The organism is Flavobacterium sp. GQ95, from assembly GCF_059758655.1.
The window spans coordinates 1-11,259 of record NZ_JCAXEB010000030.1; the positions used below are offsets into that span (position 1 = coordinate 1).

General features: G+C 31.7%; 8 protein-coding genes. 3 read left to right on the plus strand and 5 right to left on the minus strand.

The genetic code is table 11. The features are described from left to right. The 4 genes from AC6CH4_RS25560 to AC6CH4_RS25575 all read right to left on the minus strand — a co-directional run. Window positions 1-1,432: choice-of-anchor J domain-containing protein (locus AC6CH4_RS25560; RefSeq protein WP_498108096.1), on the minus strand; the 1,432-nt coding region annotated here is incomplete at its 3' end. A 1,010-nt stretch (window positions 1,433-2,442) separates the two neighbouring features. Then, a complete protein-coding gene (locus tag AC6CH4_RS25565) occupies window positions 2,443-2,628 on the minus strand; it encodes a hypothetical protein (protein ID WP_498108098.1) in 186 nt (61 codons plus the stop codon). An 811-nt stretch (window positions 2,629-3,439) separates the two neighbouring features. After that, complete coding sequence (locus tag AC6CH4_RS25570; protein ID WP_498108100.1) at window positions 3,440-4,327, minus strand: DUF6625 family protein; 888 nt, start codon at window positions 4,325-4,327, stop codon at window positions 3,440-3,442. Window positions 4,328-5,619: 1,292 nt separating this feature from the next. Further along, the gene (locus tag AC6CH4_RS25575) at window positions 5,620-5,976 is read right to left on the minus strand and encodes a transposase (protein ID WP_498108102.1); all 357 of its coding nucleotides are present in this window, start codon (window positions 5,974-5,976) and stop codon (window positions 5,620-5,622) included. A 462-nt stretch (window positions 5,977-6,438) separates the two neighbouring features. Between AC6CH4_RS25575 and AC6CH4_RS25580 the strand changes: the two genes are divergently transcribed. Both AC6CH4_RS25580 and AC6CH4_RS25585 read left to right on the plus strand, forming a co-directional pair. Next, the gene (locus tag AC6CH4_RS25580; protein WP_498108104.1) at window positions 6,439-6,834 is read left to right on the plus strand and encodes a plasmid mobilization protein; all 396 of its coding nucleotides are present in this window, start codon (window positions 6,439-6,441) and stop codon (window positions 6,832-6,834) included. Beyond that, entirely contained in the window at window positions 6,819-8,063 is a 1,245-nt protein-coding gene (locus AC6CH4_RS25585; protein WP_498108106.1) for a relaxase/mobilization nuclease domain-containing protein, read from the plus strand. The genes AC6CH4_RS25580 and AC6CH4_RS25585 overlap by 16 nt, the downstream gene beginning before the upstream one ends. A 287-nt stretch (window positions 8,064-8,350) precedes the next feature. Here AC6CH4_RS25585 and AC6CH4_RS25590 read toward each other — a convergent pair whose 3' ends face one another. Beyond that, window positions 8,351-8,581 (minus strand): hypothetical protein, encoded by a 231-nt coding sequence (locus AC6CH4_RS25590; RefSeq protein WP_498108108.1) that lies wholly within the window; start codon window positions 8,579-8,581, stop codon window positions 8,351-8,353. Window positions 8,582-9,603: 1,022 nt separating this feature from the next. Here AC6CH4_RS25590 and AC6CH4_RS25595 point away from each other — a divergent pair. After that, window positions 9,604-10,527: a lipase family protein gene (locus AC6CH4_RS25595; protein ID WP_498108110.1), complete on the plus strand. Its 924-nt coding sequence runs from the start codon at window positions 9,604-9,606 to the stop codon at window positions 10,525-10,527. Window positions 10,528-11,259: the final 732 nt, after the last annotated feature.

The window sequence follows — 11,259 nt, forward strand, 5'->3', positions numbered from 1 at the left end:
TAGCCGGGCTCCACTGGTAAGTGGTACCAGCCACCGCTGTCATCCCGATTGTTTTTCCTGTGTTATTAGCAGTACAGGTTTTGGTAAAGTCCGCACCGGCATCTGCTGTAGGCATTGACTGATCCACAGTAACGATCACTGTATCGGTAGCTGTACAGTCTGTAGCGGTATTTCTCGCCATTAGCGTATAGGTGGTAGTCACCGATGGGTTGGCCGTTGGATTCGACACTGTTGCGCTCGTTAATCCCGCAGCAGGGCTCCACTGGTAGGTAGTACCCGCCACAGCGTCTACTCCGATCATTTTACCACCTGTATTGCTTGTACAGGTTTTGATAAAGTCCGCACCGGCATCCGCTGTAGGCAGCGGTTGGTCCACGGTAACCGTTACCATATCGGTGGCCTTACAGCCTGAAGCTGTATTGGTAACTGTTAGCGTATAGGTTGTAGTCACCGATGGGTTGGCCGTTGGATTCGACACTGTTGCGCTCGTTAATCCTGTAGCCGGGCTCCAGACATAGGTCATGCCTGCCACAGCTTCAGATCCGATCATCTTCCCAGCAGCATTGTTTCTACAGGTTTTGGTAAAGTCCAATCCGGCATCTGCTGTAGGCACTGTATTATTTACTGTTACTTCTATAAGATCAGTTGATATACAGTTTAAAACAGTAGTCCCAGTTAACTTATACAATGTTGATACATTCGGATTAGCTATTGGGTTTGATATTGTTGCATCTGAGAGACCTGTTGTTGGGGTCCACTGATAAGTAACGCCAGGTTGAGAAGTCTCTCCAATCATTCTTCCCGAGGAATTAAGTGTACAACTTTTGGTAAAATCTTCCCCTGCTTTTACCATCGCACTATGGCAGAAAGCATCATTTACAACATTATCGATAAAAAGAGCCCGACCATTATTTCCAATACCATGAAAAGCTATATGAATCGTTCTTCCTATATAGGGTCTTAGATCTATCAGCCTACTTGACCACGCACCTTCTCCAGGAGCATATGACGGAATCAAAACAGTTGTAAAATCAGACGCATTTACACCTGTAATAGAAAGAAGAACCTCAACCTTATAAGCTCCAAAATAATTCTGATCATCAAATGTAAGCCGATCACTTACACCATCAGTTACAGTTATTGAAGGAGCAATTAAATAGTCATCTAAACCATTGGTACTATAACAAAAAGCCCACCTATCATGGGAAGCATTTTCAATCGGAGCTGTACCGAAATAACCAACCTCAGTATGACTTACGGTCATCCAATGGTCATAGATATCATTAGCATTTGCACCAACATCAATCGTGGACCATCCTAAAGGAAGATTAGCATCATTTGTAGAATTAAAATTCTCAGAAAATTGCGCCTGAGCCCAAAAAGATGACATAGCAATATTTACAAATAATAAAAATCTAAAAACTTTATTCATTTTATACAGTATTAATTTATTTAAATCTAGCAAAATCTTTTTTTTATTGCGGATTCTTAATGAAGCAATAAAATTATCTTACAACTCTATTATTTTCGAAACAATTAAGAAACCTCAAATTATTTTGCAAAACTATATTCAAATACTGATTTAAAAAAAAAGGCACACTACTCACATATACCTTTAGCCTTTTTTATATATTAAACAAAACATAAACAACTCACCTTTATAAAGTTACAAACAACGAACAATACAAAACAATTACTCAAAATTTCCTCTTGGCAACTCGATACGTGTAAGTGAGTATGATTTTTATGAAACAATTACAAAACAAAATTTAAAAATGATTTAAAAAGTAACAGTACAATATTTTTAATCTCAATTAATAACTGTTTTAAATATATAATATTAAAAAAGGGATCAACTTTTTAATTAAAGCTGCCCCCTTTTTTAAAGCTTACACTAATATAGTACCAGCCACACCAATATGTGTAATTCCTGAAACCTCACTAATAAGCTTAATCTCGAAAAAATAATTCAAAAGTAAAATTTAGCGTTTAATATTTTTTTGATCTCCATTACTATAAGTTACCAGAACACCATAAACTTCGTGAACAGATTATATTTGGGAGAAATTATTAAACCTGAAATAAACTTTTATGAAGATATATTAATTCCACAAAGAGACTTTCGAGTCTCTTTTTTGTTTGGTAAGTATTTTGAAAAAAGACATAAAACTTAAAATGAGAAATAAAATTGGCAATAGCAAGGAGCTTAAAATGTTAAAACAAAAGACAGATTTAGCCCACAAAAAGTTATATTAAAATTATCCACATTATAGACGAAATTTATCTTAAGTGAATTGCTTCAAAGCGACGGCTTAAGACATTATTTTTTACATTGTTAATGTTAAAAGTTTCACGCTATTGCTCTTGAATCATCTAATTAAATCGGAAAATTCAACAACTTATTGTCAAGTAATATTGTTAGTGGTAATGAAAAAAGAACCTCTACCGGAATCCCGCGCTCATGTCCCGGATTCCATCTTTTACATTTTTTAGCATGCTAATTGCCACTTCATCAATTCCGAAGCCAAATTCCTGCAATGGCGGCAAATTAACTAATTTTCTTTCCATATTATACTTTAAAAGAAATAGTAATTTTACCGGAAAGTTATCTCTCACATCTTTAGGCATATCATATATTGTATTTGAAATGTATCTACAGAAGGAGTTTAGGCCTTTTTGTAGGTGAAGGATTTTGTTTAGAAATGTTCAATGTTTAAATCATCAGTACAGACCCCGAAAATTAATTTATCCTCTTAATAATTTTCAACAAAAGTATATCTATAACCTTTTCCTTTCCAGATACCTTCTTCAAGCCATCTTTTACTTTTCCATCTTCTTGATACTCCTTATCTTCATATTCATAATTAATCCTTTGCAGAATATGATCTATTAAAACAAAAAAATGATGCCTTTTTTTTGTTTACAATTGGCTCGAAAAAATACAATTACTTAATCTCTGCTTTATTCCTACTCTTTAAACTAGCAACTTAAATTAACAATTCCTTTATAATTATTAACTACTGAAACATTATTTAATATTGTACCCTATATATTTTGTTTTCATGAAATACTACTTTATTTATCAAATGCATTAAGTTTTTCATTTATTAACTTATCGATATTTGTATTTAGAAAATAAAAAACGGTTAATTACATTTGGATAAGTAGTTTTCATATTACCATTATTGCCATTCCACCCACCAGTATACTTACTCGAACCATAGCTTCCATTAGCTGGCTTAGTAAAACTGGAAGACCATCCTTGGGTATTTCCTTAATCTCCTAGAACTACTGTAAGCGGGAGGATTACTACCTGTAGGTTAATGAGCCATTTGTATAGCTACCTGTTACCTCCCTAGCATCCATTTTATACACCTCATTTCATCTCTGTCATTGTTTTCACAGTTTAAGAATTAGGCACTTGTACTGTATTCTAAATTTAAAATGATTTAATTGGTTGTTTTTTCATAATTGTTTTTTTTGTAAAACAATATTTTGAAGGAATTGGTGTCAAAACCTTTCTGCTTGCACAAGATGTCTTGAATTTGATTAAATGATAGAACATTGCCTCATACATGCCTTTGTAAATAATTTTCCCATTATTCCATTCTATGTTGCCCGGCAAGCCTTCAACTATGATAAAATCAAAAAAAGCTCTTAATTTATTATCGCTTTCCTCTTTTTTAATTACATAAGTCATACTTTCCACAGGATTATAAATATCTAAAATGGAAGCACCTGTTTTTAATTCCTCGAAAAGAAAATTACATTCATCAAAACAAAAATGTGCTGAACTGCTAAAAACCATTTTATAGTCCTTGCTTTTCATAAAAAGCTCATTTACGTATGTGTTATTTCTAAATAAACAAAAAGAGCCTGTTATGTAATCATGCCTGCTGCTTATTATGTCATAATCATTTAGAAGCTCCTCAGTCATAAAGTTTCTTATTGAACCATAAACCACATCAAGATCACCAATCCCCCAAAAATCATAACCATTTATAATCTCAGGAAATAAATAACCATAAGAAGGCTTAAAATCACAAAGTTTGTAAGGATAATAGATACTGACTGTAAAACCCAATTTATCTGAAGCACATCTTTTTATTTCATAAAGAGTTTTGTAAATAATTTTGACATTATTAGGCTTATTCTCAATTATACTCTGATTGTCTGTAATTATATAAAAATCCACAGTTGGGTTATAAGAACAAGAATGTAGAAAATATGGAAAATACCAGGGATATTTTCCATACCAGCAAGTTATAATTGCAATAGAACTCAGTGAAGTAAAATTAAGTTCTATTTTTTTCTCTTTAATATTCATAAAAAACTACGTAGATATTTTTAATTACTCTTAAAAAAATTAATTATTATGACCATCAATTAATCTATATTTTTCATTTGAGACCAAAATGTAGAAAGATGCTCATTTCTGAGCATCTTTACCCCAACTTACTAATTCTAGAAATTTAAATTCTAGAAAACCTAGAAAAATAGGTATTAACCTGATTTCAAATCTAATGCAAGAATGAGGATATTGCAGAAAAAGTAACACACAAATATACGTGTGTACATCAATTTCATTTAATATACTCATCTTTAACCTCTTAAAAAAACACATTTAGCTAACATGAGTATAAAACAATCTCTTTCAATAGTAATTATATATAAATGTTATTTGTATCATTGAATTAAATAATTAATTATAAACTCAAAAATGCATTAAAATCACGTCAATCATCCCTAATTCCCTTGAAAATATGTGTTTTGAACCTATCTTTCTATTGCGCTTTTAAAGGATAGAATTATTGATTTCACTTCTTATAATGCTTAAGGCAATTATTTATGTAAAGCAGATAATCATATTTTCTTTCTAAGATGCCTTGATAGATAGAAATAAAGAATTACAGATAACAGTATTTTCTGATGCTAACTAATTATTACAAATCCAAAAGAAAAAAATCCAGCTAATATATTGAACATAGCCAGAGAAGTGCGCATAATGACAAGTCTCCTTCCTCGTCTTGTCACCCTTCGGGAATTATAGCACTTCAACTGTCAGATTGTCCAATGCTAAAAACTGCTTTCTTTTTTCCTTTTTTCTTTTTTTAATATTAGTTTGAGTTTCACAATTCAGGACTATCATAGCTAAAATATACTCATGATAGGATTTATCGAAATTTCATTTTAATTTAGTGTTAAACTTATAAACATCTTAAAAACCACCTCGTTCCTTGGTTTGGTATTCTAAGACATATGCAAGTTTTTTTGATGTTTATTTTTAAGATGGATTTTAAATAAAAAAAACAATGAAAAGGCATAACAAATCCTGGCCGAAAAAAAACTCAGCTACAGACAATAGAAAATCAGATGTTTATCAGGCTACATGTTTCATAATATCTACGTATTCCGTTCCTCTTCTAGCTACAGCAAAGGCGCGCGCTAAGAGTTTGTTGCGAATGATATTAAGCACGCACATTTTGCTTTTTCCATCTTGAATTTTACGCTTATAAAAGATGTTTATCTCCTTATCGGTATGAGCGGCACTTACCGCGGCAATATGGAGCATTTTTTTGATCTGTTTATTGGCGATGGGATGAACATGACTTCGGCTGTTCAGACTAGTGCCAGAGCTGTTTTAAAAGGAACAATCCTAGCAAAACAGGCACATTTGCGCCAGGTTTCAAATCTTGAAAAGTTATGAGTATATATAATTAAATAAACACCAACCAACAGACCAATTCCTTTGATTCCGGTTATCAACTCAAATGTTCTTTTAACCTCCGGATCATCATTGACAATAGCTTTAATCGCTTTTTCGAGAGCTTTAATTTCAGTATCGAGTGATTTTATAATATGAATGTAACTCTCCATTAAAATGGGGATTTCATCCACAGGCAGGAACCTTGACTGTTCTTTCATCGTCCCGACAAAACCTCCTCGGTCTATGGATAACCGATCTCTCAAGGTCATTAATGGATGAAGTTTTAATATGGCCTCTGAAGGGATTTTAGCAGGAAGGTACAAGCAAGATGAACAGTTCACCTTCTTCCTGCCTTATACAAAATTCAAGTATTTATTGAAATAAAATTGACAACACAAACAAGAAATGAAAGAGGACGAATACCAGACATGTGCCTTTATAACACCAGCAAGATGAGTAGTTCACCTCTTTCAGATCTTATATTTTAAATAAGGGGACAAATACCGATTCACGTAACCAATGAAAATACAAGCAAGATGTTTTGTTCACCCCTTGACAAAACTTCAAGAATCTAGAGAAAATTAAAGCCTCTGGGGAAGTTTAAGTTAGCGTCAAAGCTAACGGCAAGATGAACGGTTGTTTAACAACCGCCGATCTTGCCACCTATTACCTCGGAACTCGGTGGTGGAGACACTATAAAGAAAAGAGTTTGAAAACAATGAAAATGAAAGATGATGAAAAGAGAAAATTCAAACAGAACACGAATCGTAGGACTGCGATTAACTCCTTTGGAGTATGCCGAACTGGAAAAAAGATTTAGAGCAAGTACCTGCCGAAAATTAAGTGACCACATAAGAAGGCACTTATTTAACAAAACCATTGTAACTACATACAGGAATGCTTCTTTTGATGATTACATCGAAGAAACTATAACTCTAAACAGCGAGCTTAATTCAATAGGAAATAACATCAACCAGATTGCCAAAAAGATGAATTCTTTTAAGACCATATCCGAATTTAAAACACAGGTATTTTGGTTTGAAGTAGATAAAAAGAAGCTATTCGAAAAAATGGAGGAAATTAAAATACACTCTCAAAAATTCTCAGAGCAATGGTTGCAATTATAAAAACCAGTAATTCCGTACAGAGAATTTTAAACTACAATGAGATAAAAGTAAAAGAAGGAAAGGCAGAATGCATAAGTGCCATTAACTTTCCTCTGGAACTCGATAGGCTTAATTTTACTTTAAAACTTAACCGTTTTATAAAACAGGCTTCGCTTAACCAAAACGTTAAGCGAAACGCTGTTCATATTTCATTGAATTTTGACCCTTCGGAAAATCATTCCAAAGAGAAGCTTAATGAAATTGCAAAGATTTACATGGAAAAAATCGGATTTGGCAAACAGCCTTATTTAATTTATCAGCATTATGATGCAGGACATCCTCATTTGCATGTGATTACAAATAATATTCAAAGAGATGGAAAAAGGATAGACCTTCATTTGTTGGGGATTAGAAAATCAGAACCTGCCAGAAAAGAAATAGAAGAAACCTTTGAGCTTGTAAAAGCGGAAGGAAGAAAAGTAAAAGAACAATTTTCTTTACAGCCAATTACAAACCGCAAAGTAGAATATGGAAAAGCAGAGTCTAAAAATGCCATAAATGGAGTTTTAAACAAGGTACTATTTGAATATAAATATTCAAATCTTCCAGAACTCAATGCAGTTTTAAACCAGTATAATGTTCATGCTGACGGAGGAACGGAAGATTCAAGAATTTTTAAAAACAATGGACTTCTTTACAAAATACTTGATAAGGATTTAAAACCAGTTGGAGTTCCCATCAAAGCTAGTGATTTTTACAGTAAACCAACTTTAAAATTTCTTGAAGAAAGATTCAAATTTAATGAGAGAAAAAAAGAATCATATAAAAATTATGTAAAAAACGCTATACGAATGGCTTTCTACGATGGAAAGATAAAATCTCCTGAAAATCTTGCAAGAAGATTGCTAAAAGTAGACATTCATGTTGTTTTAAGAAAAAGCAAAGATGGACAACTTTATGGAATAACTTATGTTGATAATAAAAGACAGTGTGTTTTCAATGGAAGTACTCTAGGAAAACAGTACAGTGCAAGAGGTATTTTGGAATATTGTGAATCAAATCTTTTTCATTATGAAAAAGATTTTCAGAAATCGATTTCTATTTTTTCTGAAAACATCCAAAATTCGAAACCAAAAGAGTATTTAAAAACTAATCTGCCAGACATTTTTCTTAAAGTCGAAAATACAATTGAATATATACCAAAACAGCTTAAACGGAAAAAGAAGAGAAGAGTACAAAGAAGAATTTAAAAAAAATAATGGATGGTTTTGTAAACGCTTTTTGAAATTAAATCTTTCTTTTCCTTTGATCTTTCAAATAAGAGAATGGATTTTGTCACTTTTTCCCCTTCTTTAAAAAGTAATTTTAGCGGTTGATTCTCTTCCTCTGCAATAGATAAAAGCTTCAATTTATCAATATTCCTCACACTATTCAAAGCAATATCCTTAACATCTGTTTTGTCTTTTTTTTCTCTTGAAAAATCCCTTTAGATCTTTTAATTTCTATTGGTGGAACAATACGGTAATCAAGATTCTTTTCAAAAAGATAAATACTCAACGGAGTATATTTCCGTATCTTCAGAACTAAACAGGGTTACAAAAAAATCAATCTTCTTTTTAAGTAAACGATAAATTATACTCTTTACCCCCTTTTGAGTATTTGCAACAATAAAATGTTCAGTTAGATTTGAAGATTCATCTTGAATTAAAATGACGTCTAACTTTAGTTTAGAAAAATCTATCCCTACATAAAATAAGTACTTTTTCATAACTTTGATATTAAGAATTAAAAAATGTTGAACTTATTTTTAGTCTTTTATTAGACTATTACGTCCATTCTATTTGAAACAATTCAACAAATTCAAAGGAATTGTAGAGGACTAATGCATAAGACATTATCTTAACATACTATAGTTCGCGTCTGCTTTCCTTTGAATAAACTTAATGTTTTTTTTGACAATACAAAGTAAAAACAGTTAATGAGACACAACCGAGAAAATTGTTACAGAATATTTCAACAATGTTTGTAGTTGAAATTTTTAATAATTTTCCGGTACTTTTTATCCCTAAACCTTCTTTCATAAATAAAATTATCTCTTGATTAATATTAGTTTTTCATGCAATATAGACATAATCAGTTTATTGATTCTTTGACAAACGCAGCATTTATACCGTTGATTTCCTGGTAGATTGAAATCCATCTTATGCATTTACTGTTGCGAAAATTACATTTTATTTCATAATCTAATTTGACACATTATAGTACAACAAAAATATTTTAAGTTTTTTTTAAATAAATAAAAACAGAATATACGACTATTGGTCAACTCTTCTTCTATTCAATAATTTAAACTCACACTCTTTTTTAGTTAGAAACACCTAATCTGAAACATTATCACAATAATCCGTTTAAACATCCTATCATAAAAGTAGATTAACTAATTTCTAGATTTGATCCTTTTCCTCCAGTAGTCAGATATCTATGACAAGTATTCTTACTCCTCTTTTGGCTATCTTCTGCATTGAAGTTTATAATCCAATCTGCGATTTTATTAACTCTGAACAGAATCATACTCATCACTTTTTATTTTGATCGGGATCTTTATTCATATTGGCCTGAACAAATATTTTCCAATATAGCATCAGGCAGAAAACAATCCGACCTTAAAAACAATCCGACCTTATTTACTTTTTATATGTCCTATTGAATGCCTTATTTAACAAAATAAAAGAAAAATTGCAATATAGAAATTTAACTACTTGAAATACTCCAAAACTTAAATATTATTGTATGATTAAATTATTTCAGCAGCCAGCTATTAAAAGAAATTACCCCTACTTTTTTCTTGTTTTTTGTTCGTTATTTTTTTCCTGTTCTAAAACAGATTGCGATAAGAAACAGAATAAACTCAAAATATGTGAAGTCCCAAAACCACAGGGCGACGAAACATTTGCTGCCATAGTTTCTCCCGGTGAAGCTATATTTATGATGCATGCTGTGCAAACAGTATACGACGAATCTCCTATTTTAGATGGATATAGTAAAATTGAGACAATGTATTACTACGCTGATTCAAATAATAAACAAGAAGGAACAGACCCACGATTGATGAACGATTTGAATAGAGAAAGTGGCAAAGCCTGGCTATACATTTACCAAAACAACATCGATTCTAAGGACATGATTATTGCTATCCGAGGAACAGCAAGCATATCCGACTGGATAAAAAATTTACATGTCAAAAAAGTTCCTTTTATTTCTTTTTCCGGGCAAGACAAAAATATAAAAGTAGAACAAGGGTTCTATGGGGTGTATAAAAATTTGCGAACTAATATATTTGCTGTACTACAAAAACACAAACCATCAAAATTACGAATTGCCGGACATAGTTTAGGAGCAACTGCGGGCTTGATGCTTACTTATGATATAACATTATCTGCACCAGAAATTACCAAACCTATACTATTCACTTATGGATTACCACGAACAGGAGATCAAAATTTTACCAATGAAATTAAACGAATCAGTTCAGGGGAATTGGCAAAACTAACATTTATTGTCAATATAAATGATATCGTACCAACATTGCCCCCAACCTTATTTGGTTACCACACCATTTCTTTTACAAACTATAGATATTGCTTCAGCACCGGTAGCGTTGTTAGAAATCATACAAATTATGAACAAGCCCTTATTAAGCTTTTTCAACAGTAATTAAGTATTAAAATGGAATAATAAATTTTAAAAAGTATTATTTTAAGTTTGAATAGCCACTAATTTTTACTTTTTTTTTTACAAAAAAATACACTGTTAGCACAGTGCATTTTTCCAATTTTTAATATTATACTATGCATTGACATTATAGCTTCCGGAGTTTCGACACTTACGTATTGTAAATAATCATTGTACTTAGTCACCATTAACATGAATCATAATCATCCTTATGGATATCACACAAGCCCGCTGAAGCTAATAAATAAAAAAATGAAGGAAGCAGGAGAGACTTCTTGATATTACATTTATTATTCATTAGTTATTTCCCGAAAATACTCTTTTGCAGACTAAGGCGCTTTATGAGCACCTCTTTATAAAAAATCATACAAAACAAGTAAAATTTACCAACAGACCTTATTAGTTTGTTTTAGTAAAATTGTATTTTACGCCCTTGTATTCATTTTAGTTAAATATTTTTAATTTTTAAGCCAGGGAATATTTAATTCATTAAAAACAATAACATTTTGCTAAAATGACGCCATTGCCTTCCAATGGCGTCATTTGTTTTTCTTACAGAATGCTTAGAATTTGAGTTCTGTTATAAAATCTAATAGGAAGTGTTTTTTTTGAGATAAACGGCCCTGTCATAAATTCCTGATTGCTGCTTTAGAAACAAGCCGGTTAGCAAGAAACAGTGATATAGCTTAATTGGTCTTAAAACTCCATATCTGC

What these genes read in the sequence shown, in the direction of transcription:
- AC6CH4_RS25565 (WP_498108098.1), bottom strand. Translation starts at nt 2,628, where the DNA reads ATGCCTAAAGATGTGAGAGATAACTTTCCGGTAAAATTACTATTTCTT.
- AC6CH4_RS25570 (WP_498108100.1), bottom strand. Translation starts at nt 4,327, where the DNA reads ATGAATATTAAAGAGAAAAAAATAGAACTTAATTTTACTTCACTGAGT.
- AC6CH4_RS25575 (WP_498108102.1), bottom strand. Translation starts at nt 5,976, where the DNA reads ATGACCTTGAGAGATCGGTTATCCATAGACCGAGGAGGTTTTGTCGGG.
- AC6CH4_RS25580 (WP_498108104.1), top strand. Translation starts at nt 6,439, where the DNA reads ATGATGAAAAGAGAAAATTCAAACAGAACACGAATCGTAGGACTGCGA.
- AC6CH4_RS25585 (WP_498108106.1), top strand. Translation starts at nt 6,819, where the DNA reads ATGGTTGCAATTATAAAAACCAGTAATTCCGTACAGAGAATTTTAAAC.
- AC6CH4_RS25590 (WP_498108108.1), bottom strand. Translation starts at nt 8,581, where the DNA reads ATGAAAAAGTACTTATTTTATGTAGGGATAGATTTTTCTAAACTAAAG.
- AC6CH4_RS25595 (WP_498108110.1), top strand. Translation starts at nt 9,604, where the DNA reads ATGATTAAATTATTTCAGCAGCCAGCTATTAAAAGAAATTACCCCTAC.